Here is a 25,281-nt window from a genome sequence, read left to right on the forward strand (position 1 = left end):
GCTTGACCTTGCCATCGTGGCAAGGATGAAACTGGGTGCAACCTCACTTAAGGAGTCATGTCATGCAAATATTCAGCGTTGAAGGAATGACCTGCGGCCACTGCGTTCGTGCCGTCACCCAAGCCGTTCAGGCCCTGGACCCGGCAGCCAGTGTGAAGGTCGATCTGGGGGCCAAGGAAGTCGGGGTGGAAAGTCGTTTGTTGCCGGAAGAAGTGATCCACGTGATTACCGAAGAAGGCTACAGCGCCAAGCTCGCCTGATTATTTAATAGTTAGCGAGCTATCGTAATGTTCAAGGCACCCAAGCGCGGCTAGACTGTCGGGCTGCCGACTCTTTTGGGTGCCTGATGAACCTTCGCATACTCCTCATTCTGGGGGCCTTGAGCGCATTTGCGCCGCTGGCCATCGACTTTTATCTGCCGGGCTTCCCGGCCATGGCGGTGGCGTTCGGCACCGACGAAAAACATATCCAGTTGACCCTGGCGGTGTACTTCACCGGGCTTGCGGTCGGTCAATTGATCTATGGGCCGCTGGCGGATCGTTTTGGCCGGCGCATCCCGCTATTGAGTGGTGTCACCCTGTTCACCTTGGCCTCCCTGGCGTGCGCCTATGCGCCGTCCCTGGAGTGGCTGATCGGTGCGCGCTTCGTCCAGGCCCTGGGCGGGTGTGCGGGCATGGTGATTTCCCGGGCGGTGGTCAGCGACAAGTGCGACGCGGTGGGTTCGGCCAAGGTCTTTTCGCAGTTGATGCTGGTGGTCGGGCTGGCGCCGATCCTGGCGCCGATGCTCGGTGGGGTGATGGTCAGCCTGTGGGGCTGGCAGTCGATCTTCCTGGCGTTGACCCTGTTCAGCGTCGGTGCGGGTGTGGCAGTGGCTGTCGGTCTGCCGGAGAGTTTTCCGGCCCATCAACCTCGGCAGCCGCTGTCCGGAGCGTTGCGCCAGTACGGACGCCTGCTGGCCGACCGCGTATACCTGGGGTATGCCGTGACCGGCGGCATCGCGATTGGCGGGATGTTTGCCTACATTGCCGGTTCGCCTTTCGTCTTTATCAAGCTGTACGGCGTGCCGGCTGAGCATTATGGCTGGCTGTTCGGCACCAACGCCGCGGGCTTTATCCTGGTGGCGCAGGTCAATGCGCGGCTGCTGTCCAAGCGCGGGCCGGCCTTTCTCCTGACCCGTACGGTATGGGTTTACCTCGCGGCAGCGCTGGCATTGCTGGCCGTCAGTGCCTTGCATACCGAAGCACTGTGGCCGCTGCTGGTGCCGCTGTTCCTGTGTATCGCCAGCCTGGGCTGCATCATGCCCAATACCTCGGCGTGCGCCATGAACGGCCAGGGCGCGCGGGCCGGCAGCGCCTCGGCACTGCTGGGCTGTATCCAGTTTGGTGTGGCGGCGGGTGCGGCATCGTTGGTCGGCGCATTGCACGACGGCACGGCCATGCCGATGTCGATCGTCATCAGCCTGTGCGGGGTGTTGGCGGTAGTGGTGGCCATGTGGACCCAGCGCCTGCAGCGGCAGCGAGCCTTGCAAGCGCAGGTCTGACAGTCTTTTCAGCCCGTAGCGCGCTGCTGGTTTTCGGGAAACCGGTGGGGCGCCTGGATCCGGTTTTGCAGGGTGTTGGCGAAGGCGCGGGCCTCGGCTTCACTGCGGAAGGTAAAGGCGTCCTGGTCCAGGCGGACCTGCCATTTGTTGCCTTGGGATTTTGCTAACGCTTTTATCAGGATCTTCATTGCTGACTTCCTCACGTAAAAGATTGCGTGGCAAAGGCGGCCAATATAAACCCGAAGACGCTCAAAAATATGACAAGGATCAAGTGTCTGACTAGCGGTGCCGTCCGTTGCCCACAGGTGGAACGGACGACACTGACAGAGCCCGCGTCTTAGAAGCCTTCCAGCACAATCTTGCCCTTTGCCTTGCCGCTTTCCAGCAAAGCATGGGCGCGGCGCAGGTTCTCTGCGTTGATCACGCCGAAGTGCTCGCCCACCGTGGTTTTCAGCGTGCCGGCATCGATCAGCTCGGCCACTCGATTGAGCAGGTTGTGTTGCTCGATCATGTCGGCAGTCTCGAACATCGAGCGGGTGTACATGAATTCCCAGTGCAGCGACAGGCTCTTGCGCTTGAGCTTGAGCACATCCAGCGACTTGGGGTCATCAATCAGTGCCAGTTTGCCTTGGGGCGCGAGCGCTTCGACCAACTGGTCCAGGTGCTGGTCGGTCTGGGTCAGGCTGGCGACGTGGGTCACCTGTGGGTGGCCTACGCGCTTGAGCTCTTCGCTCAGTGGCTGGCTGTGGTCGACTACCAGGTCAGCGCCCAGGTCCTTGGCCCAGGCCTGGGTTTGCGGGCGCGAGGCGCTGCCGATCACCTTGAGTGCGGTGAGTTGCGCCGCCAATTGGGTGAGGATCGAACCTACGCCACCGGCAGCGCCGACAATCAGCAGGCTCTGGCCTTGATCGGTCTTGCCTTCAGGCACTTGCAAGCGCTCGAACAGCAGTTCCCAGGCGGTGATGGCAGTCAGCGGCAGGGCTGCGGCTTCGGCAAACCCCAGGCTCTTGGGCATATGGCCGACGATGCGCTCATCGACGGTGTGCAGTTCGCTGTTGCCACCCGGGCGGGTCAGGGAGCCCGCATAAAACACTTTGTCGCCGGCCTTGAACAGCGTCACTTCACTGCCCACGGCCTTGACCACACCGGCCACGTCCCAGCCCAGCACTTTGGCCGCGCCGTTTTCCGGGGTGACGTTCTGGCGGATCTTGGTATCCACCGGGTTGACCGAGATGGCTTTGACTTCTACCAGCAGGTCGCGCGGACCGGCCACCGGCTCAGGCAACTGGATATCCTGCAGGGACTTTGGGTCGTTGATTGGCAATGCGGCGTAGTAGGCGATGGCTTTCATGGCAAGTTCCAGGAAGGGCGGAATGGGATGGTTAGATCATTAGCTATTTCTCTTGCAGATAAAACCCGCTAAAAGAGCAGTCTCTTTCAATGGTTTTTTGATAATCCCTCGGGGCGGTGGTCATGCTGCGTTTTGATGATTTGCAGTTGTTCGTACGTGCGGCGGATTTGGGGAGTTTGTCGGCCGCCGCACGGGTCATGGATATGTCGGCGGCGGTGGCCAGCGCAGCGTTGAAACGCATTGAGCAACAATTGGGCGCGCGCTTGCTGGCACGTTCTACTCGCAGCCTGCGCCTGACTGCCGAGGGCGAGGGTTTCTTGCAATACGCCCGCGGTGCCTTGAGCCAACTGGATGAAGGCCGGCGCCTGCTGGCCAGCAGCCAGGACCATGTCAGTGGTGTTTTGCAACTGTCGGCGCCTTCGGACTTCGGCCGCAACCTGCTGTTGCCGTGGCTGGACGAATTTCAGCGCGAGCACCCGCAATTAAGTGTGCGCCTGCTACTGGGCGACCGGATTGCCGACCTGTTCCGCCAGCCGGTGGATATCGCCTTGCGCTATGGCGAACCCGAGGATTCGAGCCTGGTGGCCTTGCCGGTCGCGCCGGACAATCGCCGGGTGCTGTGCGCCGCGCCCAGCTACCTGGCCCGGCATGGCGAGCCGCGCCACCTGGAGGAACTGGCCCAGCACAACTGCCTGCTGTACATGCTCGGTAGCCGCGTGCATGACCATTGGAGCTTTCAGGATGGCAAACGGGAAATCAGTCTGACGGTTACCGGTGACCGCTTCAGTGACGATGCCGACGTGGTGCGGCGCTGGGCCGTGGCCGGGGTGGGGATTGCCTATAAGTCCTGGCTGGATGTCAGCGCCGACGTACTGGCAGGCCGCCTGCGGTTGCTCTTGCCGGAGCTGCAGGGTGAGCGCACACCGCTCAATCTGCTGTGCGCCCATCGCGCGCAGTTGAGTAAGCCGATCAACCTCCTGCGTGAAATGCTCGTGGCACGTTGTGGGAAGTTGAGCGCGCAGTTGCCTGAACAGCAAGGGACTACGTAATAACCCCAGGGAATTCAGGAAACTTCAGGCAAATGCTGTCGCTGATTTGGCTGTAAGACGCCACGGAATCTGCTGCTTACACACTTATACTTTTCCGCGAAATGGAGCAGACCAACGAATCTACAGGGAGTGAATACATGGAACAGGCACCTTGCATCAGCCAGATCGCCACCTTGCTGGCCGACCCCAAACGCGCCGCGATGATCTGGGCGTTGATGGACGGCTCGGCCAAGCCGTCCGAAGAACTGGCGATGCTGGCGGGGTTATCCGCGTCATCGGCCAATGCGCATCTGGCGCGATTGGCGGCGGGTGGATTGCTGCGCATTGAAGCCCGGGGGCGCAAACGCTTCTTTCGCATGGCGGCGGCCGATGTGAGCGCGGCAGTCGATGCGCTGGCCAGTACCACCATGGCCAGTGTGGCGCGCAGTGCAGTCGGCCTGCCGGTGGCGGCCTTGCTGGCACCGTCGTCGTTGCGTCAGGCGCGGCTTTGTCATGACCATCTGGGGGGTGAAATGGCGGCAGCACTCTATCAACGCATGGTGCTGGCGAAGTGGGTTGAACGCTTCGAACAGCGGCTTCACGTGACGCCGTTGGGCGCACGCCAATTGGCCGAGCGTGGCATTTACACCCAGGCCCTGGCGCAACACAGTTACTCGACGATGGCTTGTGATTGTTTTGACTGGAGCGAGCAGCAACCGCACCTGGGCGGGGCATTGGGGGCGGGATTGTTGCAGTTGTTCATGCAGTCACGCTGGCTGACGGTGATCAATGAGTCGAGCGTACTGCAGGTCACCGAGACCGGGCGCCTGGAAATTGCCCGGATGGCGGCCTTGTAGGAGCCGGAAAACCGGCCCCTACAAGGTTTGGTCAGGGCTTGACCAGGCGTGCATCCAGGCTGTTTTGCGCCAGGCGGCGGGCCTGGTCCTGGGTCATGCCCAGCGAGGTGTGCAGCGCGTGGAAGTTCTCGGTGACATAACCGCCGAAGTACGCCGGGTCATCCGAGTTCACCGTGACCTTCACCCCACGCTCAAGCATGTCGAGGATGTTGTGCTGGGCCATGTCGTCGAACACGCACAGCTTGGTGTTGGACAGCGGGCACACGGTCAGCGGGATCTGCTCGTCGATGATCCGCTGCATCAGGCGTTCGTCTTCAATGGCGCGCACACCATGGTCGATACGCTGGATCTTCAGCAGGTCGAGGGCTTCCCAGATGTACTCCGGCGGGCCTTCCTCACCGGCATGGGCGACGGTCAGGAAACCTTCGCCACGGGCGCGATCGAATACGCGCTGGAACTTGCTTGGCGGGTGGCCCATTTCCGAGCTGTCCAGGCCTACGGCGACAAACGCGTCCCGGAACGGCAGCGCCTGGTCGAGGGTTTTTTGCGCTTGCTCTTCGCTCAGGTGGCGCAGGAAGCTGAGGATCAGGCCGCTGGTGATGCCCAGTTGCTGCTCGCCATCTTTGAGCGCGCTGGCGATGCCGTTGAGCACCACTTCAAACGGGATCCCCCGGTCGGTGTGGGTCTGCGGGTCGAAGAACGGTTCGGTATGGATCACGTTCTGCGCCTTGCAACGCAGCAGGTAGGCCCAGGTCAGGTCGTAGAAATCCTGGGAGGTGCGCAATACATCGGCGCCCTTGTAGTAGAGGTCGAGAAACTCCTGCAGGTTATTGAAGGCGTAGGCCTTGCGCAGGGTTTCGACGTCGTTCCACGGCAGCGCGATTTTGTTGCGTTCGGCCAGGGCGAACAGCAACTCGGGCTCCAGCGAACCCTCCAGGTGCAGGTGCAGTTCGGCCTTGGGCAGGGCATTGAGCCAGTCGTACATGGGGGCATTCTCATCAGGTGCAATGGCGGCATTCTACAGGCCAGGGCGCAAATAATCGGTAAAACCTGACCGAGCGGTAAGCATTGTTCGTGCCTGCGGCAATGGGCGAATGAACTAAGGTGTAACGAAACGTTAGCGATACGCCGCAGTCTGTACCCCATCAATGACTGATTTGCCGCTCGAAAAGGCCTGTAATGCTCACATCCCTCAAGCAAGAAAAGTTCATGTGGCTGGCGCTGATCGCCGCCCTCGCAGCCTACCCTCTGGAGCACTGGCTGTTGCACAGTGGACAGATGACGGCCCTGCTCGGCGGCCTGGTGCTGATCGGTTTTATCGTCATGGCCTCGATGCGCGTGGCCCACCATGCCGAGCTGCTCGCCGAAAAGGTCGGCGACCCCTACGGCACCATGATCCTGACCCTGGCGGCGGTGCTGGTGGAAGTGGTGATCCTGGCGATCATGATGAGCAACGAGGCATCGCCGACCCTGGTGCGTGACACGATCTACTCAGCCGTAATGCTGGATATCAACGGCATCCTTGGCCTGGCTGCGTTGATGGGCGGCATCAAGCATGGGGAGCAGTCCTACAACGATGATTCGGCGCGGACCTACAGCGTGATGATCTTGACTGCCATGGGCGTGTCCATGGTGGTGCCGGAATTTATCCCCGAGGCCGACTGGAAAATCTACTCGGCCTTCACCATCGGTGCGATGGTGGTGTTGTATGCCTTGTTCCTGCGTATGCAGGTGGGGCCACACAGTTACTTCTTCAGCTACAGCTATCCGGAAAAACGTCGCAAGCCATCGCCGCAAGAGCACGCCTCGCCGGTCAACCTGACGTTCTCCATCGCGACCCTGGTGTTTGGTGTGGTGGTGATTGGCGCATTGGCCGAGGTGATGTCCAAGACCCTGGACCTTGGCCTGGAGGGCACGGGGGCGCCGCCGGTGATCACGGCGATCCTGGTGGCGGCGATTTCCGCCGCCCCGGAGATTCTGACCGCCTTGCGCGCAGCCTTGGCCAACCGCATGCAGTCGGTGGTCAACATCGCGCTGGGGGCTTCGTTGTCGACGGTGATTCTGACGGTGCCGGTGATGGAAGCCATGGCGCTGTACACCGGCCAGCCGTTTCAGATGGCGATGACCCCGGTGCAAACGGTGATGGTGTTTATCACGCTGATTGTCAGTGCGATCAACCTCAACGATGGCGAAACCAACGCCATCGAAGGGATGACCCATTTTGTATTGTTTGCGACCTTTATCATGCTGTCGCTGCTGGGGGTATAGGCCTGGCTAGGTGATTTTGCGCGCGGGCCAGAGCCCGTTTTCAAACATCCTCTCGCTTTCCTGTTTCAACTCGGTAATCACACGTGCGACGCAAGGGTCCGTCAACTTTCCCCGGTGGCGGGCGATGCAGATGGTGCGAGTAACCCGAGGGACTATCAGCGCGGCCTGCAATTGCCGGGTGCGTAGTTTTTCCGCAACGGAACTGGCGGCCTGGATACCGAACCAGTTGCCGGTTTCTATCAAGCGCACCTGGAATTCGCCGGAATCTATTTCAATGCTCACATTGAGGGTGAGGTCGTGGCCCGCCAAATGATTGTCCAACAGGGTGCGAATACGGTTGAGGCGCGAGGCCATGACCAGCGGAAACTCCGAGAGTCTTTTGACGTTGATCTCCTGCAGATTGAGCAGGCTGTGACTGCCCACCAAGTAGAGATCTTCCTGGGCGAAGTCTTCGCAGACCACCTCGGTGGAGGATTTGCGGTCGAACAGCAGCGCGATGTCCAGTTTCCCGTCGCTCAGCCAATCCCAAAGATAAGCGGACGGGGACTCTACGACGCGCAAGCGGATTCCCGGGTAGGCGGCTGCCAGTCGGGTCAGGAGTGGGACGACCAATACATTGGCGCAAGAGTAGGGCACGCCTATGACGACTTCTCCTTCGGGAAAATCAGAATCTTCATGTATTTTTTTGTAGGCCATTTCGGCCATGCCCAGTAGTTCATAAGCGCTGCTTAAAAAACGTTGGCCCAATGCAGTCGGCGAAGCCCCTCTGGCATCTCTCGTTAACAATTGCACACCAATAGCTTGTTCGAGTTTGGTCAACGTTACAGTAAGAGCAGGTTGTGCAATGCCCAGTTTGCGCGATGCGGCCGTCACACTGCCTTCTTCGCATACAGTCACAAATGCAATGAGCCTGCCTATATCGAGCTTTCGGGCATTTTTCATGGGTTAGCCTGTCATGGGGTATATATCTTATATATGGGTCAATCAAAAAACGGTATTTCCAATATAGCCTGAGTAGGATCAATCTCAAGTGATTAAACAAGCTGTGTATTAAAAAAAAGCAGAGGTAATCACAATGACGATCCAGGACATTGCATTGAAGTCTATCGAGGGTTTTCATGTTGGCGGAGAGCGCGTGTATATGGACGGCTTTCCGGAACAACTGATGACCAAGGTTCCCGGCGCCGCGCCTATCCGGGTGTCGATGAATGGGCATCACATGGTTGGCCAGATGTATTGCCAGCGGTATACACAAAGCAACCCGCGCTCCCCCTATCCACTGGTTTTCCTGCATGGCGGCGGCCTGACCGGCGCCTGTTGGGAAAACACACCGGATGGCCGGCCGGGGTGGTTGACGTTTTTTCTGAAGGCCCGATACGACGCCTGCTTGTGCGATGCGTTTGAGCGTGGACGTGCATCCTGGCCTGCCTATCCCGAGATCCTCGCAGGCAAGCCTGAACACCGGACGCTGGATGCGGTATGGCATCATTTCCGCTTCGGTCCGGCGTCCAGTTACTGCGCTGAGGCCCGTGAAGAGCAGGCTTACCCCGGGCAGCAGTTCCCGGTGGAGCACCTGGATGTTTTTGGCCAACAGTTCGTGCCTCGCTGGGCAGGTACCGATCACCGGGCACTTGCCGGCTATAGAGCCTTGCTGGAAAAAATTGGACCTTGTGTATTGATCGGGCATAGCCAGGGCGCTTACTACGCCCTGCAACTGGCGCAGGAGTTTGCAGGAACGGTGAAAGGGGTGGTTGCTATCGAGCCATCGGCAGTTCCCGAACTATCCAAAAGTGTACTGACGCTTCCTCCGCATCTAGCCATTTGGGGGGATTTCATTCGCGATAAAAGTGTCATGTGGGAGAGCTACCTTCACAGATGTGAGGCGTACTTTGAGCAACTGCAAAATAAATCGGTAGATTCCCGGGTCTTGGAGTTGCCGACGGTCGGAGTGTCGGGTAACAGTCATATGTTGATGATGGATGCTAACAGCAATCAAGTGGCCGGAATGATTGATGAGTGGTTGGTTAGTCTTGCTTGAAACGTTGAATAATAAAAATAATAATTTGAGAGGGTTTACATCTCTCAATGGGGGGAAGTATGCAGGCTGCAAAGGCAGAGTTGGCGCAAGACAGTGTCTCGGATGATGTTCAGGGCCAGGCACTGATAAGAAAAATAACCTGGCGCTTGATGCCATTAATTATAATTTGCTTTTTTTTTGCATTTTTTGATCGGATCAATATCAGTTTTGTAAAGTTTCAGCTGGAAAGCGAGTTAGGGTTCGGTAATTCGGTGTATGGGCTGGGGGCCAGTTTATTTGTTGTCGGGTATGTGATTTTCGAAGTGCCCAGTAACTTGATGCTCTACAAGGTGGGGGCGCGCAGGTGGATTGCCAGGATCATGATGTCCTGGGGGATTGCTACTTGTGCCATGGTCTTTGTCCAGACCGAATGGCAGTTTTATGTGCTGCGCTTCCTGATCGGCGCAATGGAAGCGGGTTTTGGGCCGGGGGTCGTATTTTACCTGACGCTTTGGTTTCCTTCTGCATTTCGAGGTCGAGCGACGTCGCACTTGTTCCTCGCTTCGGCATTTTCAGGACTGATAGGCGCACCCTTGGCGGGGCTCCTGTTAGAACATATGGATAACGTGTTTGGTCTTCCCGGGTGGCATTGGCTGTTTCTATTCGGAGGTGTTCCCTGCGTTGTACTGGGGATCGTTGTCTTGAATGTACTCTGTGATCGTGTGGAGGACGCTAAATGGCTGACGCGGGCCGAAAAATCATGGTTGGCGCAAAAAATATCGGAAAAGAACCAATCGTCCTCTGTAGAGCACTCCTTTCGAAGCGCATTGAAATCGCCGATTCTTCTGTTGTTGGGGTTTCTCTATTTTCTCATTCAGCTTGGGTCCCATGGCCTTAATTTCTGGGCGCCGCATTTGATTCGTTCCACTGGGGTGGAGTCGTCAGGCACATTGGGGCTTTTGACTGCGGTGCCTTACGTCTGTGGGGCAATTGCGATGATTACCGTTGGACGCCTGTCAGACCGTTCAGGCGAGCGCCGAAAATTCGTGGCAGGCCTGTTGTTGCTGGCGTCTATCGGATTTCTGTTAGCGGGCTTTTTCGATGACGATACGACGTTGCTGGTGATTGCCCTGGGCGTATTGGGCGGTGGCGTGATTGCCTCCATCCCCGCATTCTGGGCATTGCCGCCGATGATTCTATCGGGAGCGGCCGCGGCGGGAGGTATCGCATTGATCAACACGTTGGGGCAGTTCGGTGGAATCGTCAGCCCATTGATGGTCAGTCAGATCATCGAGTTTACGGGGAGTGCGACGCCCGCGTTGTATGTGATCAGCGCCACCAGCTTGTTGGCGTGCCTGATCCTGATGTTTATGTTGCCGGACAAACTTAAACATAAAGACCTGTAACCAGAGCGCTGTTTTCCCTGCGTTTTGTGCAAGTGCCAAAGCAGCGACCCAGGCCGCTGCTTTGGCATTCGAGCTCGGGCCCGTCTTAGGACGCGTTGATCAACTGCCGCGCCGCCTGGCTGTGATCGGCGATCAAGGCCTTGAGGTCCATGCCCTCGATTTGCCCGTCGATCACCCGCCACTTGCCGCCCACCATCACCCGGTCCGCCCGGTCCGCGCCGCATAGCAGCAGGGCCGACAGTGGGTCGTGGCTGCCGGAGAAGCGCAGCTCATCGAGCTTGAACAGGGCCAGGTCGGCCTGTTTGCCCACCGCCAGTTCGCCAATGTCGCTGCGGCCCAGCAGTTTGGCGGAGCCTTTGGTGGCCCAGCCGAGTACGCCTTCAGGGGTGATTTTTTCCGCGCCATAACGCAGGCGTTGGATGTACAAAGCCTGGCGCGCTTCGAGAATCATGTTGGACGCATCGTTGGAGGCCGAACCGTCCACGCCCAGGCCAATCGGCGCGCCGGCGGCGATCAGGTCCAGGGTCGGACAGATGCCGGAGGCCAGGCGCATATTGGAGCTTGGGCAATGGCAGATACCGGTGCCGGCCGCGCCCAGGCGGGCGATTTCATCCGGGTTGAAGTGAATGCCATGGGCCAGCCAGGTGCGGGGGCCGAGCCAGCCGACGCTGTCGAGGTAGTCCACGGTGCGCAGGCCGAAGCGCTGCAGGCAGAAGTCTTCTTCGTCGAGGGTTTCGGCCAGGTGGGTGTGCAGGCGCACATCGAGTTGGTTGGCCAGTTCGGCGCTGGCGCTCATGATTTCGGGGGTGACCGAAAATGGCGAGCAAGGCGCCAGGGCAATCTGGATCTGCGCACCGTCGCCGCGCTCGTGGTAGCGCTGGATCAGGCGTTGGCTGTCTTCAAGGATTACTTCGCCCTGCTGCACGGTCTGCTGCGGTGGCAGCCCGCCGTCGGCTTCGCCCAGGCTCATGGAACCGCGGGTGAGCATGGCGCGCATGCCCAGTTCGCGCACGCTCTCGACTTGCACGTCGATCGCCTGTTCCAGGCCATCGGGAAACAGGTAGTGGTGATCGGCCGCGGTGGTGCAGCCGGAGAGCAGCAGCTCGGCGAGGGCGACTTTGCTGGCCAGCGCGAGTTTTTCCGGGGTCAGGCGCGCCCACACCGGGTACAGGGTTTTCAGCCAGGGGAACAACGGCTGGTTGACCACCGGCGCCCAGGCGCGGGTCAGGGTTTGGTAGAAGTGATGGTGGGTGTTGATCAGGCCGGGAAGCACCACGTGCTCGCGGGCGTCGAAGGTTTGTTCGCAGGCGATGCTCGGTTGCTGGCCGAGGGCGAGCACTTCGACGATCACACCGTCTTGCAGCACCAGGCCGCCACGGGCGTCCAGGGTGTTGGCAGTGAAAATCGCGAGAGGGTTTTTTAACCAGATACGGGTCGCAGGCATTGGCCGGCTCCTCTGAATGATGGGTTCAGGTTTGCCAGCTCAGTGTTGCCCTGTCTGCTGATCCAGGGTCGCCGGTAAGGGCGAGGTGGGAAGTTTACGTGGAGTGAGCGGTGGGGTCTATCCACCGCTTATCTGCTGGCTTACCAGGGAATGGTCTGGCCCTTGTAGTTGACGAAGTGATGGCCGCCCTTGCCGGTGTAGGCGTTCACTTGGGCGATCAGGCCGCGCACGCTGGTTTCCACGTCCAGGTCGGCCCCTTCGCCGCCCATATCGGTCTTGACCCAGCCCGGATGCAGCGACAATACGGTCAGCTTCTGCTCGCCCAGTTGCGTCACGAAGCTGTTGGTCATGGAGTTCAGCGCGGCCTTGCTGGCCTTGTACAGCGCAAGGTCCGGCGCGTCGGGCATGGTCACGCTGCCCAGTACCGAACTCATGAACGCCAGCACGCCGCTGCCCTGGCGAATCTGCGGGGCAAAGCGCTGGGCCAGGTTGATCGGTGCCACAGCATTGGTGAAAAACAGTTGGCCGACTTCGGCCTGGGTGGCATGGCCCGGGGTCTGGTTGGCCGGGCCCTTGACGCCGGCGTTGACGAACAGCAGGTCGAAGGTCTGGGCTTTCAGGCGCTGGTTCAAGGCGATGACGGCCTGTTGGTCGTCCATGTCCAGTTGCTCGATCTGTACCGGGCCGAGGGCTTTGAGGGCGTCGGCTTTTTGCGGGTTGCGCACGGTGGCGGTGACTTGCCAGCCGTCAGCCAGCAATTGCTTGACCAGGCCAAGGCCCAGCCCGCGCGAGGCGCCGATGATCAATGCGGTTTTTGGCGTAGACATGAAGGCTTCCTATGGCATCGAGGTTCAGTGAACAACCTTATCAGGTTCAGCGTTGCAGCAGGATTCGTCCGCGGCTCAGGTCGGCCAACTGGGTTTGCAAGGTGTCGATATGGGCTTCGCCGAGGGCCAGTTGTAGCTCCACGCCATTGGCGGTGAAGGTTTCTTCTACCACCAGGCCGCCCAGTTCGGCGACACGCAGCTTGACCAGGGGCAGTTCAGCAAAGCCGCAGGCGCAGCTCAACGGCACACGGCTGATCAGCTCGATACGCTCGGCGTTTTGCAGGCATTTATTCGCGCCACCGCCATACGCCCGGGCCAGGCCGCCGGTACCCAGTTGGATGCCGCCGTACCAGCGGACCACCAGCACCACGACCTGATCGAACCCCTGGGCCTCGATGGCAGCCAGGATCGGTCGCCCAGCAGTGCCGCCGGGTTCGCCGTCGTCGTTGCTGCGGTATTGCCCACCGAGTTTCCAGGCCCAGCAGTTATGTGTGGCGTTGAGGTCGCTGTGCTGCTCGATAAACCCCTGGGCGTCTTGCGGGCTGCTAATCGGCGCGGCATAGGTGATGAAGCGGCTTTTGCGGATTTCTTCGCGAAATTCGCAAAAGCCCGTAAGGGTGAAAGGCATTGAGTCGCTTCGTTCAGAGGGCCGGCTTGATGCCACAGCCTTTGAGAATAATGTGGATAAGGTTGTTACCCGCGTCTTCCATATCCTGCTTGGTCAGCTTGGTACGGCCGGTCACGCGGCAGATCTGGGTGGCAAAGTCAGCGTAATGCTGAGTGCTGCCCCACAGCAGGAAGATCAAGTGTACCGGATCGACAGGGTCCATCTTGCCGGCATCTATCCAGGCCTGGAACACGGCGGCGCGGCCGCTGAACCAGGTGCGGTAGTCCTGGCTGAAATATTCGGTAAGGCATTCGCCGCCGCTGATGATCTCCATGGCGAAGATCCGCGAGGCCTGTGGCTGGCGTCGCGAGTATTCCATCTTGGTGCGGATGTAGCGGGTCAGTGCTTCGGCGGGATCATCCTCGGCGGTCAGGGTGTTGAAGGTGCTGTCCCACAGCTCGAGGATATTGCTCAGTACCGCGATATACAGCCCCAGCTTATTGGTGAAGTAGTAATGCAGGTTGGCCTTCGGCAGCCCGGCGCTCGCGGCGATGGTGTTCATGCTGGTGCCTTTGTAGCCATGCCGGGCGAATTCGTCTTCGGCGGCCTGGATGATCGCTTGTTCGTTCTTTTGCCGAATGCGGCTGGCGGGTTTTCCGGCGTGGCTGTTGTGGGCAGGAACTTCGAGGCTCATGGAGGTTTCCGTGCAGATCGATGAATGCGATTGCTGCACAGATAACCCACCCTCAAGCCTCAGACAAGTCCCGATACGATAAAAGCGTCAAAGCGGTTCCAGCGTATCGCTTTCCAGAGCTGGATTTGCGGCAGGTGTTGCGGCCTTGGACTCCGGCAAGAGCAGGCACAACACGATTGCCGTCAGCCCGCCGCTGGTGATGGCCGAATCGAACAGGTTCTGCACCAGGGTTGGCATCAGGTGCAACAGGTTCGGTTGCGCCGCGATGCCCAGGCCGACCCCGAACGAGGTGGCGATGATCAGCATGCTGCGCCGATCCAGCGGGGCCTGGGCCAGGATGCGCACGCCGGCGGCGGCAACACTGCCGAACATTACCAGGGTCGCGCCGCCCAGCACGGGTTTGGGGATTTGCTGCAAGACTGCACCAATTAGTGGAAACAACCCGAGACAGAACAGCACCACGCCGATGTACAGGCCCACATAGCGGCTGGCGACGCCGGTCAACTGGATCACCCCGTTGTTCTGGGCAAAGGTGGTGTTGGGGAAGGCACTGAAGGTGGCAGCGATCATGCAACTGACGCCATCTCCGAGCACGCCGCCCTTGAGCCGGCTTATATAGGAAGGGCCGCTGATGGGCTGGCGGGCGATCATGCAGTTGGCAGTGAGGTCGCCTACGGTTTCGATACTGCTTATCAGATAAATCAGCGCTACCGGTAGGAAGGCGCTCCAATCGAAACTGAAACCAAAATGGAATGGCGTCGGCAGGCTGATCAAGGGCAGGTCGGGCAGGGGCTGGGGCACCAGCTTGCCGCTGAACCAGGCGGCGACGCTGCCCAGCAGCAGGCCGATGATGATCGCGCTCAGGCGTACCCACGGCGTGTTCGAGCGGTTGAGCAGGATAATCGTCAGCACCACGAACAGGCCCAGGGCCAGGTTGGTCGGCGCGCCAAAGTCCGGCGCATTGAAGCCGCCGCCCAGGTCGGTGATACCTACCTTGATCAGGCTGATGCCAATCAGGGTAATGACAATCCCGGTTACCAGCGGCGTGATGACCCGGCGTAACTGGCCGATAAACCGGCTCAACACGACCTGCACCAACGCGCCGAAAAAACACACGCCGAAGATCATTGCCAGAATGTCTTCCGGGCTGCCGCCACGCTGCTTGACCAGGAAGCCCGCCGACAACACCGCGCCGAGAAAGGCAAAGCTGGTGCCTTGCAGGCAGATCATCCCGGCGCCAATCCCAAATGGCCTACGGGCCTGGATGAAGGTACCGACACCGGAAACCATCAGCGCCATGCTGATCAAGTAGGGCAAGTGGGCGGCCAGGCCCAGGGTCGAACCGATGATCAGCGGCGGGGTGATAATGCCGACGAAGCTGGCGAGTACATGTTGCAGGGCGGCGAGCAGGGCGGGCAATGGTTTGGGGCGGTCGTTGAGGCCGTAGATCAGGTCGCTGGCGCTGGAGGATTCTGGTGGCATGGCATGTGGACTCAGGGCTGACGGTTCATGGTCCCTGTGCCTTGCAAAAAGCTGTCCACTTGCTCAGGTTTTGTATGGGGCCCGTATCAGCGGGTCGCTGCCAGGCTTTCGAGGAAGCTTTCCAGCACCAAATGAGGGCGACGGCCTTTGCGCGTGACCGAAGCCAGGCTTAAATCGTAAAAGCGTGTAGCCGGTTTCAGCGCGCGTAGTCGGCCTTGTTGCACCCATAGGCTGGCGTAGTGGTCGGGCAGGTAGCCGATGAAGCGCCCGGTGAGGATCAGGAAGGCCATGCCTTCGCGGTCGGAAGCGCTGGCGGTGCAGTTGAGCGCTTGATAGTGGGCCTGGATCTCGGCGGGCAGGCGGAAGGTCGGCGCGATGGCGTCCTGGCTATTGATGCGCAGGTCGTCCAGTTGTTTGTTTTCGGCGTAGAACAGCGGATGACCCACCGCGCAGTAGAGCAGCGAGCGCTCGCTATACAGCGGTTGGTATTCCAGGCCCGACAGCGCGCTGGCCTGGGGCACCACGCCGACATGCAGGCGCCCGTCGAGCACACCTTGTTCCACTTCGTTGGGGGCGATCATGCGGATCTGGATCTGCACGTCGGGACCGCGCTCTTTCAACTGCGCCAATGCATGGGTGATGCGCATATGGGGCAGGGTCACCAGGTTATCGGTCAGGCCGATGGTCAATTCGCCGCGCAGGTGTTGGTGCAGGCCGTTGACCTCGGTGCGGAAACTTTCCAGCGCGCTTAGTAGTTGCAGTGCCGATTGGTAGACCTCGCGGCCTTCTTCCGTCAGTGAGAAGCCGGCGCGCCCGCGTTGGCACAGGCGCAGGCCCAGGCGTTGTTCCAGGTCGCTCATTTGCTGGCTGATGGCGGAACGGCCGATGCCCAGCACGGTTTCTGCCGCCGAGAAGCCGCCGCACTCCACCACGCTGCGGAAGATGCGCAGCAAACGGATATCGAAGTCGCTGACTTGGGCCAGTGGATCGGGTCGGCGGCTGCTCATAGTTTAGTAAAGGCCTGACTGAAGGTTAGAAGAGTTGCATTTCTTAGACTTTATCTCCGTGGCAATTTAGCTGCAACAACGCTTTTCAATCCCGACGCTGCCTTTTGCCCTGCGAGGTTTTGCTGATGAACATGCCCGAAAACGCCCCATCCACCCTGGCCAGCCAATTGAAACTGGATGCCCACTGGATGCCTTACACCGCCAACCGTAACTTCCAGCGCGACCCGCGCCTGATCGTGGGGGCCGAAGGCAGTTGGTTGATCGATGACAAGGGGCGCCGGGTCTATGACTCGTTGTCGGGCCTGTGGACCTGCGGCGCAGGGCACACGCGCAAGGAAATCCAGGAAGCGGTCGCCAAGCAATTGGGCACCCTGGACTACTCGCCGGGCTTCCAATACGGTCATCCTTTGTCCTTCCAGTTGGCAGAAAAGATTACCGACCTGACCCCAGGTAACCTGAATCACGTGTTCTTCACCGACTCCGGCTCCGAGTGCGCCGATACGGCGGTGAAGATGGTGCGTGCGTACTGGCGCCTAAAGGGCCAGGCGACCAAGACCAAGATGATTGGTCGTGCCCGTGGGTATCACGGGGTAAACATCGCCGGCACCAGCCTGGGCGGCGTCAACGGTAACCGCAAGATTTTTGGCCAGGCGATGATGGATGTCGATCACCTGCCGCACACCCTGCTGGCGAGCAATGCCTTCTCCCGCGGTATGCCGGAGCAGGGCGGTATTGCCTTGGCTGACGAGTTGCTCAAGCTGATCGAGTTGCATGATGCGTCGAATATCGCTGCGGTGTTCGTTGAGCCGATGGCGGGCTCCGCTGGCGTGCTCGTGCCGCCGCAGGGTTATCTCAAGCGCCTGCGTGAAATTTGTGATCAGCACAATATCCTGCTGGTGTTCGACGAAGTGATTACCGGCTTTGGTCGTACCGGCTCGATGTTCGGCGCAGACAGCTTCGGCGTGACCCCAGACCTGATGTGCATCGCCAAGCAAGTCACCAACGGTGCGATCCCGATGGGGGCAGTGATTGCCAGCAGCGAGATTTATCAGACCTTCATGAACCAGGCGACGCCTGAGTATGCGGTGGAATTCCCACACGGCTATACCTACTCGGCGCACCCGGTAGCGTGCGCGGCGGGGCTGGCGGCATTGGATCTGTTGCAGAAGGAAAACCTGGTGCAGAGCGTGGCTGAAGTCGCGCCGCACTTTGAGAATGCGCTGCATGGCCTCAAGGGCAGCAAGAACGTGATCGACATCCGTAACTACGGCCTGGCCGGTGCGATCCAGATTGCACCGCGTGATGGGGATGCCATCGTGCGTCCATTCGAGGCGGGCATGGCGTTGTGGAAGGCTGGGTTCTATGTGCGCTTTGGCGGCGACACCCTGCAGTTCGGCCCAACCTTCAACAGCAAGCCGCAGGACCTGGATCGCTTGTTCGATGCGGTCGGCGAAGTGCTGAACAAGATCGACTGATTTCTTCTTCTATATAGAACAACTGTCGGGCGCGACACGTGTCGCGCCTGTGGACAACTTTTCAGGAGCCTTGCATGAGCCTTATCCAGCATTTGATCAACGGCGAATTGGTCAACGACAGCGGTCGTAGTGCCGATGTGTACAACCCGTCCACCGGCCAGGTGATTCACCAGGTGCCATTGGCCAGCCGTGAAACCATTCAACAAGCCATCGACTCGGCCAAGGCGGCGTTCCCGGCCTGGCGCAACACACCACCGGCCAAGCGTGCCCAGGTGATGTTTCGTTTCAAGCAATTGCTGGAGCAGAACGAAGCACGCATCTCCCAGTTGATCAGCGAAGAGCATGGCAAGACCCTGGAAGACGCTGCCGGCGAGCTGAAGCGCGGGATTGAGAACGTCGAGTACGCGTGCTCGGCACCGGAAATCCTCAAGGGCGAATACAGCCGCAACGTCGGCCCGAACATTGATGCCTGGTCCGATTTCCAGCCGTTGGGCGTAGTGGCAGGTATTACGCCGTTCAACTTCCCGGCCATGGTGCCGCTGTGGATGTATCCGCTGGCCATCGTCTGCGGTAACTGCTTCATCCTCAAGCCATCAGAGCGCGACCCAAGCTCGACGCTGCTGATTGCCCAGTTGTTGCAGGAAGCCGGTTTGCCCAAAGGCGTGCTGAGCGTGGTGCATGGTGACAAGGGGGCGGTGGATGCGCTGATCGAGGCGCCTGAGGTCAAGGCCTTGAGTTTTGTCGGTTCGACGCCGATTGCCGAGTACATCTATTCCGAAGCGACTAAGCGCGGCAAGCGTGTACAGGCGCTGGGCGGGGCGAAGAACCACGCGGTGCTGATGCCGGATGCGGATCTGGATAACGCGGTCAGTGCCTTGATGGGCGCAGCCTACGGTTCCTGCGGCGAGCGTTGCATGGCGATCTCGGTGGCCGTGTGTGTAGGTGATCAGGTGGCGGATGCTCTGATCGCCAAGCTGGTGCCGCAGGTCAAGGCGCTGAAAATTGGTGCGGGTACTTCCTGTGGCCTGGACATGGGGCCGCTGGTTTCTGCGCAGGCGCGGGACAAGGTCAGTGGCTATATAGAAGACGGTGTGTCGTCGGGTGCTGAGCTGGTGGTCGATGGGCGTGGCCTGAGCGTCAGTGGCCATGAGGACGGTTTCTTCCTCGGTGGCTGCCTGTTTGATCGCGTGACACCTGAAATGCGCATCTATAAAGAAGAGATCTTTGGCCCAGTGCTGTGCATCGTCCGGGTGAACAGCCTGGAAGCGGCGATGCAACTGATCAATGACCATGAATATGGCAACGGCACCTGCATCTTTACCCGTGACGGTGAAGCGGCGCGGTTGTTCTGTGACGAGATTGAAGTGGGCATGGTGGGGGTCAACGTTCCATTGCCGGTGCCGGTGGCGTATCACAGCTTTGGTGGCTGGAAGCGTTCGCTGTTTGGCGACTTGCACGCTTACGGGCCGGATGGGGTGCGGTTCTATACCCGTCGCAAGGCGATCACTCAGCGTTGGCCGCAGCGTGCTAGCCATGAAGCGTCGCAGTTCGCGTTCCCTAGTTTGTAAGGTTGCATTAATAGAAAGCCGGCCCTTGGGGGCCGGCTTTCGCGTTTTCGGGGCTTTTTTGACCGATATGAAAAATAGGGGTTGACGGCAGATTCTGGAAGTCTATAATTCGCCCCACTTCCGGCGCAGTCGAAACGGAAAACTCCTTGGTAAACAAAGAGTTACGCAGAATTCGACAGCGAGTTGCTTCAGTTCATCGAAGCCCAGAAGGAGTTGGTAGAGCAGTGTTGTTTGGCTCTATTAACGTTTCGATCCTCTCGGTCGAAAGCGGAGAAAAAGAGGTGTTGACAGCAGCGTGTAACGCTGTAGAATTCGCCTCCCGCTAACGAGAGATCGGAAGCGCAAGTGGTTGAAGTTGTTGAGGAAATCCTTGAAAGCTTCTGAAAATAATCACTTGACAGCAAATGAGGCTGCTGTAGAATGCGCGCCTCGGTTGAGACGAAAGATCTTAACCAACCGCTCTTTAACAACTGAATCAAGCAATTCGTGTGGGTGCTTGTGGAGTCAGACTGATAGTCAACAAGATTATCAGCATCACAAGTTACTCCGCGAGAAATCAAAGATGTAACCAACGATTGCTGAGCCAAGTTTAGGGTTTCTTAAAAACCCAAAGATGTTTGAACTGAAGAGTTTGATCATGGCTCAGATTGAACGCTGGCGGCAGGCCTAACACATGCAAGTCGAGCGGTAGAGAGAAGCTTGCTTCTCTTGAGAGCGGCGGACGGGTGAGTAATGCCTAGGAATCTGCCTGGTAGTGGGGGATAACGTTCGGAAACGGACGCTAATACCGCATACGTCCTACGGGAGAAAGCAGGGGACCTTCGGGCCTTGCGCTATCAGATGAGCCTAGGTCGGATTAGCTAGTTGGTGGGGTAATGGCTCACCAAGGCGACGATCCGTAACTGGTCTGAGAGGATGATCAGTCACACTGGAACTGAGACACGGTCCAGACTCCTACGGGAGGCAGCAGTGGGGAATATTGGACAATGGGCGAAAGCCTGATCCAGCCATGCCGCGTGTGTGAAGAAGGTCTTCGGATTGTAAAGCACTTTAAGTTGGGAGGAAGGGTTGTAGATTAATACTCTGCAATTTTGACGTTACCGACAGAATAAGCACCGGCTAACTCTGTGCCAGCAGCCGCGGTAATACAGAGGGTGCAAGCGTTAATCGGAATTACTGGGCGTAAAGCGCGCGTAGGTGGTTAGTTAAGTTGGATGTGAAATCCCCGGGCTCAACCTGGGAACTGCATTCAAAACTGACTGACTAGAGTATGGTAGAGGGTGGTGGAATTTCCTGTGTAGCGGTGAAATGCGTAGATATAGGAAGGAACACCAGTGGCGAAGGCGACCACCTGGACTGATACTGACACTGAGGTGCGAAAGCGTGGGGAGCAAACAGGATTAGATACCCTGGTAGTCCACGCCGTAAACGATGTCAACTAGCCGTTGGGAGCCTTGAGCTCTTAGTGGCGCAGCTAACGCATTAAGTTGACCGCCTGGGGAGTACGGCCGCAAGGTTAAAACTCAAATGAATTGACGGGGGCCCGCACAAGCGGTGGAGCATGTGGTTTAATTCGAAGCAACGCGAAGAACCTTACCAGGCCTTGACATCCAATGAACTTTCTAGAGATAGATTGGTGCCTTCGGGAACATTGAGACAGGTGCTGCATGGCTGTCGTCAGCTCGTGTCGTGAGATGTTGGGTTAAGTCCCGTAACGAGCGCAACCCTTGTCCTTAGTTACCAGCACGTAATGGTGGGCACTCTAAGGAGACTGCCGGTGACAAACCGGAGGAAGGTGGGGATGACGTCAAGTCATCATGGCCCTTACGGCCTGGGCTACACACGTGCTACAATGGTCGGTACAGAGGGTTGCCAAGCCGCGAGGTGGAGCTAATCCCACAAAACCGATCGTAGTCCGGATCGCAGTCTGCAACTCGACTGCGTGAAGTCGGAATCGCTAGTAATCGCGAATCAGAATGTCGCGGTGAATACGTTCCCGGGCCTTGTACACACCGCCCGTCACACCATGGGAGTGGGTTGCACCAGAAGTAGCTAGTCTAACCTTCGGGAGGACGGTTACCACGGTGTGATTCATGACTGGGGTGAAGTCGTAACAAGGTAGCCGTAGGGGAACCTGCGGCTGGATCACCTCCTTAATCGACGACATCAGCTGCTCCATAAGTTCCCACACGAATTGCTTGATTCATTGAAGAAGACGAAAGAAGCAGCCCGAAATTGGGTCTGTAGCTCAGTTGGTTAGAGCGCACCCCTGATAAGGGTGAGGTCGGCAGTTCGAATCTGCCCAGACCCACCAATTTTGTGTGGGAAACGCCTGTAGAAATACGGGGCCATAGCTCAGCTGGGAGAGCGCCTGCCTTGCACGCAGGAGGTCAGCGGTTCGATCCCGCTTGGCTCCACCACTACTGCTTCTGTTTGTATAAAGCTTAGAAATGAGCATTCCATCCATGCGATGGTGAATGTTGATTTCTAGTCTTTGACTAGTTCGTTCTTTAAAAATTTGGGTATGTGATAGAAAGATAGACTGAACGTTACTTTCACTGGTAACGGATCAGGCTAAGGTAAAATTTGTGAGTTACTCAAATTGAGTATTATCGAATTTTCGGCGAATGTCGTCTTCACAGTATAACCAGATTGCTTGGGGTTATATGGTCAAGTGAAGAAGCGCATACGGTGGATGCCTTGGCAGTCAGAGGCGATGAAAGACGTGGTAGCCTGCGAAAAGCTTCGGGGAGTCGGCAAACAGACTTTGATCCGGAGATGTCTGAATGGGGGAACCCAGCCATCATAAGATGGTTATCTTAAGCTGAATACATAGGCTTAAGAGGCGAACCAGGGGAACTGAAACATCTAAGTACCCTGAGGAAAAGAAATCAACCGAGATTCCCTTAGTAGTGGCGAGCGAACGGGGACTAGCCCTTAAGTGGCTTTGAGATTAGCGGAACGCTCTGGAAAGTGCGGCCATAGTGGGTGATAGCCCTGTACGCGAAAATCTCTTAGTCATGAAATCGAGTAGGACGGAGCACGAGAAACTTTGTCTGAATATGGGGGGACCATCCTCCAAGGCTAAATACTACTGACTGACCGATAGTGAACTAGTACCGTGAGGGAAAGGCGAAAAGAACCCCGGAGAGGGGAGTGAAATAGATCCTGAAACCGTATGCGTACAAGCAGTGGGAGCCCACTTTGTTGGGTGACTGCGTACCTTTTGTATAATGGGTCAGCGACTTATTTTCAGTGGCGAGCTTAACCGAATAGGGGAGGCGTAGCGAAAGCGAGTCTTAATAGGGCGTCTAGTCGCTGGGAATAGACCCGAAACCGGGCGATCTATCCATGGGCAGGTTGAAGGTTGGGTAACACTAACTGGAGGACCGAACCGACTACCGTTGAAAAGTTAGCGGATGACCTGTGGATCGGAGTGAAAGGCTAATCAAGCTCGGAGATAGCTGGTTCTCCTCGAAAGCTATTTAGGTAGCGCCTCATGTATCACTGTAGGGGGTAGAGCACTGTTTCGGCTAGGGGGTCATCCCGACTTACCAAACCGATGCAAACTCCGAATACCTACAAGTGCCGAGCATGGGAGACACACGGCGGGTGCTAACGTCCGTCGTGAAAAGGGAAACAACCCAGACCGTCAGCTAAGGTCCCAAAGTTATGGTTAAGTGGGAAACGATGTGGGAAGGCTTAGACAGCTAGGAGGTTGGCTTAGAAGCAGCCACCCTTTAAAGAAAGCGTAATAGCTCACTAGTCGAGTCGGCCTGCGCGGAAGATGTAACGGGGCTCAAACCATACACCGAAGCTACGGGTATCACCTTCGGGTGATGCGGTAGAGGAGCGTTCTGTAAGCCTGTGAAGGTGAGTTGAGAAGCTTGCTGGAGGTATCAGAAGTGCGAATGCTGACATGAGTAACGACAATGGGTGTGAAAAACACCCACGCCGAAAGACCAAGGTTTCCTGCGCAACGTTAATCGACGCAGGGTTAGTCGGTCCCTAAGGCGAGGCTGAAAAGCGTAGTCGATGGAAAACAGGTTAATATTCCTGTACTTCTGGTTATTGCGATGGAGGGACGGAGAAGGCTAGGCCAGCTTGGCGTTGGTTGTCCAAGTTTAAGGTGGTAGGCTGGAATCTTAGGTAAATCCGGGATTCTAAGGCCGAGAGCTGATGACGAGTCATCTTTTAGATGACGAAGTGGTTGATGCCATGCTTCCAAGAAAAGCTTCTAAGCTTCAGGTAACCAGGAACCGTACCCCAAACCGACACAGGTGGTTGGGTAGAGAATACCAAGGCGCTTGAGAGAACTCGGGTGAAGGAACTAGGCAAAATGGCACCGTAACTTCGGGAGAAGGTGCGCCGGTGAGGGTGAAGGACTTGCTCCGTAAGCTCATGCCGGTCGAAGATACCAGGCCGCTGCGACTGTTTATTAAAAACACAGCACTCTGCAAACACGAAAGTGGACGTATAGGGTGTGACGCCTGCCCGGTGCCGGAAGGTTAATTGATGGGGTTAGCTAACGCGAAGCTCTTGATCGAAGCCCCGGTAAACGGCGGCCGTAACTATAACGGTCCTAAGGTAGCGAAATTCCTTGTCGGGTAAGTTCCGACCTGCACGAATGGCGTAACGATGGCGGCGCTGTCTCCACCCGAGACTCAGTGAAATTGAAATCGCTGTGAAGATGCAGTGTATCCGCGGCTAGACGGAAAGACCCCGTGAACCTTTACTATAGCTTTGCACTGGACTTTGAATTTGCTTGTGTAGGATAGGTGGGAGGCTTTGAAGCGTGGACGCCAGTTCGCGTGGAGCCAACCTTGAAATACCACCCTGGCAACTTTGAGGTTCTAACTCAGGTCCGTTATCCGGATCGAGGACAGTGTATGGTGGGTAGTTTGACTGGGGCGGTCTCCTCCTAAAGAGTAACGGAGGAGTACGAAGGTGCGCTCAGACCGGTCGGAAATCGGTCGTAGAGTATAAAGGCAAAAGCGCGCTTGACTGCGAGACAGACACGTCGAGCAGGTACGAAAGTAGGTCTTAGTGATCCGGTGGTTCTGTATGGAAGGGCCATCGCTCAACGGATAAAAGGTACTCCGGGGATAACAGGCTGATACCGCCCAAGAGTTCATATCGACGGCGGTGTTTGGCACCTCGATGTCGGCTCATCACATCCTGGGGCTGAAGCCGGTCCCAAGGGTATGGCTGTTCGCCATTTAAAGTGGTACGCGAGCTGGGTTTAGAACGTCGTGAGACAGTTCGGTCCCTATCTGCCGTGGACGTTTGAGATTTGAGAGGGGCTGCTCCTAGTACGAGAGGACCGGAGTGGACGAACCTCTGGTGTTCCGGTTGTCACGCCAGTGGCATTGCCGGGTAGCTATGTTCGGAATAGATAACCGCTGAAAGCATCTAAGCGGGAAACTAGCCTCAAGATGAGATCTCACTGGAACCTTGAGTTCCCTAAAGGGCCGTCGAAGACTACGACGTTGATAGGTTGGGTGTGTAAGCGCTGTGAGGCGTTGAGCTAACCAATACTAATTGCCCGTGAGGCTTGACCATATAACACCCAAGCAATTTGACTACTCTTGACTTGGAAACAAGCAAAAGCATCAGATTGCGGTGTGTGAAGACGAAATGAACCGAAAGTTCGAATCTCACAAAACACCGAAAGCTGTCACATACCCAATTTGCTGAAGCGAGGCCATTT

Annotated in this window: 19 protein-coding genes, 2 tRNA genes and 2 rRNA genes; 13 read left to right on the forward strand and 10 right to left on the reverse strand. The window is 57.8% G+C overall.

What is annotated here, in order from left to right; translation table 11 throughout:
* Positions 1–62 precede the first annotated feature (62 nt).
* Both HU773_RS04010 and HU773_RS04015 read left to right on the forward strand, forming a co-directional pair.
* The gene (locus HU773_RS04010; RefSeq protein WP_057958241.1) at positions 63–260 is read left to right on the forward strand and encodes a heavy-metal-associated domain-containing protein; all 198 of its coding nucleotides are present in this window, start codon (positions 63–65) and stop codon (positions 258–260) included.
* A gap of 86 nt (positions 261–346) precedes the next feature.
* On the forward strand, positions 347–1,540 hold the full coding sequence (locus tag HU773_RS04015; protein WP_057958242.1) for a multidrug effflux MFS transporter: 1,194 nt from the start codon (positions 347–349) through the stop codon (positions 1,538–1,540).
* Positions 1,541–1,548: 8 nt separating this feature from the next.
* Here the strand turns inward: HU773_RS04015 and HU773_RS04020 are convergent, their stop codons facing one another.
* Positions 1,549–1,728 carry a hypothetical protein gene (locus HU773_RS04020; protein ID WP_057437642.1) on the reverse strand — a complete coding sequence of 60 codons (180 nt, stop codon included), beginning with the start codon at positions 1,726–1,728 and terminating at the stop codon, positions 1,549–1,551.
* A gap of 149 nt (positions 1,729–1,877) precedes the next feature.
* A complete protein-coding gene (locus HU773_RS04025) occupies positions 1,878–2,891 on the reverse strand; it encodes a zinc-binding alcohol dehydrogenase family protein (RefSeq protein ID WP_057437646.1) in 1,014 nt (337 codons plus the stop codon).
* Between the two features lie 122 nt (positions 2,892–3,013).
* On the opposite strand from HU773_RS04025, the gene vimR reads away from it, so the two are divergent.
* Positions 3,014–3,940 carry a transcription regulator VimR gene (gene vimR / locus HU773_RS04030; RefSeq protein WP_057958244.1) on the forward strand — a complete coding sequence of 309 codons (927 nt, stop codon included), beginning with the start codon at positions 3,014–3,016 and terminating at the stop codon, positions 3,938–3,940.
* Positions 3,941–4,077: 137 nt separating this feature from the next.
* On the forward strand, positions 4,078–4,776 hold the full coding sequence (locus HU773_RS04035; protein WP_057958245.1) for an ArsR/SmtB family transcription factor: 699 nt from the start codon (positions 4,078–4,080) through the stop codon (positions 4,774–4,776).
* 31 nt (positions 4,777–4,807) lie between these two features.
* Here the strand turns inward: HU773_RS04035 and HU773_RS04040 are convergent, their stop codons facing one another.
* Positions 4,808–5,761 (reverse strand): adenosine deaminase, encoded by a 954-nt coding sequence (locus tag HU773_RS04040; protein WP_032859755.1) that lies wholly within the window; start codon positions 5,759–5,761, stop codon positions 4,808–4,810.
* Positions 5,762–5,955: 194 nt separating this feature from the next.
* Here HU773_RS04040 and HU773_RS04045 point away from each other — a divergent pair, with 194 nt between their 5' ends.
* Positions 5,956–7,044: a calcium:cation antiporter gene (locus HU773_RS04045; RefSeq protein WP_186626259.1), complete on the forward strand. Its 1,089-nt coding sequence runs from the start codon at positions 5,956–5,958 to the stop codon at positions 7,042–7,044.
* A 6-nt stretch (positions 7,045–7,050) separates the two neighbouring features.
* Here the strand turns inward: HU773_RS04045 and HU773_RS04050 are convergent, their stop codons facing one another.
* Positions 7,051–7,986 (reverse strand): LysR family transcriptional regulator, encoded by a 936-nt coding sequence (locus HU773_RS04050; protein ID WP_128593777.1) that lies wholly within the window; start codon positions 7,984–7,986, stop codon positions 7,051–7,053.
* A 133-nt stretch (positions 7,987–8,119) separates the two neighbouring features.
* Here HU773_RS04050 and HU773_RS04055 point away from each other — a divergent pair, with 133 nt between their 5' ends.
* Together HU773_RS04055 and HU773_RS04060 are read left to right on the forward strand one after the other, a co-directional pair.
* Positions 8,120–9,082, forward strand: a complete 963-nt coding sequence (locus HU773_RS04055) for an alpha/beta fold hydrolase (protein ID WP_057958248.1) — start codon at positions 8,120–8,122, stop codon at positions 9,080–9,082.
* Between the two features lie 59 nt (positions 9,083–9,141).
* Entirely contained in the window at positions 9,142–10,467 is a 1,326-nt protein-coding gene (locus HU773_RS04060; RefSeq protein WP_057958249.1) for an MFS transporter, read from the forward strand.
* An 85-nt stretch (positions 10,468–10,552) separates the two neighbouring features.
* On the opposite strand, the gene HU773_RS04065 is transcribed toward HU773_RS04060, so the two are convergent.
* The 6 genes from HU773_RS04065 to HU773_RS04090 all read right to left on the reverse strand — a co-directional run bounded on the left by HU773_RS04065 (position 10,553) and on the right by HU773_RS04090 (position 16,528).
* Positions 10,553–11,911: an 8-oxoguanine deaminase gene (locus HU773_RS04065; RefSeq protein ID WP_115127321.1), complete on the reverse strand. Its 1,359-nt coding sequence runs from the start codon at positions 11,909–11,911 to the stop codon at positions 10,553–10,555.
* A gap of 140 nt (positions 11,912–12,051) precedes the next feature.
* Entirely contained in the window at positions 12,052–12,738 is a 687-nt protein-coding gene (locus HU773_RS04070; RefSeq protein WP_057437656.1) for an SDR family oxidoreductase, read from the reverse strand.
* 46 nt (positions 12,739–12,784) lie between these two features.
* Positions 12,785–13,366: an IMPACT family protein gene (locus HU773_RS04075; RefSeq protein ID WP_057437658.1), complete on the reverse strand. Its 582-nt coding sequence runs from the start codon at positions 13,364–13,366 to the stop codon at positions 12,785–12,787.
* A gap of 13 nt (positions 13,367–13,379) precedes the next feature.
* Positions 13,380–14,039, reverse strand: a complete 660-nt coding sequence (locus HU773_RS04080; protein ID WP_057437660.1) for a TetR/AcrR family transcriptional regulator — start codon at positions 14,037–14,039, stop codon at positions 13,380–13,382.
* Positions 14,040–14,126: 87 nt separating this feature from the next.
* Entirely contained in the window at positions 14,127–15,521 is a 1,395-nt protein-coding gene (locus HU773_RS04085; RefSeq protein ID WP_057958251.1) for a uracil-xanthine permease family protein, read from the reverse strand.
* A gap of 86 nt (positions 15,522–15,607) precedes the next feature.
* Complete coding sequence (locus HU773_RS04090) at positions 15,608–16,528, reverse strand: LysR family transcriptional regulator (RefSeq protein WP_057958252.1); 921 nt, start codon at positions 16,526–16,528, stop codon at positions 15,608–15,610.
* Positions 16,529–16,653: 125 nt separating this feature from the next.
* Here HU773_RS04090 and aptA point away from each other — a divergent pair, with 125 nt between their 5' ends.
* The 6 genes from aptA (at position 16,654) to HU773_RS04120 (ending at position 25,133) form a co-directional block, all read left to right on the forward strand.
* Positions 16,654–18,003: an omega-aminotransferase AptA gene (gene aptA, locus HU773_RS04095; protein ID WP_128593780.1), complete on the forward strand. Its 1,350-nt coding sequence runs from the start codon at positions 16,654–16,656 to the stop codon at positions 18,001–18,003.
* Between the two features lie 74 nt (positions 18,004–18,077).
* Positions 18,078–19,571, forward strand: a complete 1,494-nt coding sequence (locus HU773_RS04100; RefSeq protein WP_057958254.1) for a CoA-acylating methylmalonate-semialdehyde dehydrogenase — start codon at positions 18,078–18,080, stop codon at positions 19,569–19,571.
* A 619-nt stretch (positions 19,572–20,190) separates the two neighbouring features.
* Positions 20,191–21,727: ribosomal RNA gene (locus HU773_RS04105) — 16S ribosomal RNA — on the forward strand.
* An 81-nt stretch (positions 21,728–21,808) separates the two neighbouring features.
* Positions 21,809–21,885: transfer RNA gene (locus tag HU773_RS04110), tRNA-Ile, on the forward strand.
* Between the two features lie 30 nt (positions 21,886–21,915).
* Positions 21,916–21,991, forward strand: a tRNA-Ala gene (locus HU773_RS04115).
* Positions 21,992–22,239: 248 nt separating this feature from the next.
* A 23S ribosomal RNA gene (locus HU773_RS04120) occupies positions 22,240–25,133 on the forward strand.
* The 16S and 23S rRNA genes sit together here with 2 tRNA genes alongside, the layout of an rRNA operon.
* The last annotated feature ends 148 nt before the right edge of the window (positions 25,134–25,281 follow it).

The organism is Pseudomonas shahriarae (assembly GCF_014268455.2).
GTDB lineage: Bacteria > Pseudomonadota > Gammaproteobacteria > Pseudomonadales > Pseudomonadaceae > Aquipseudomonas > Aquipseudomonas shahriarae.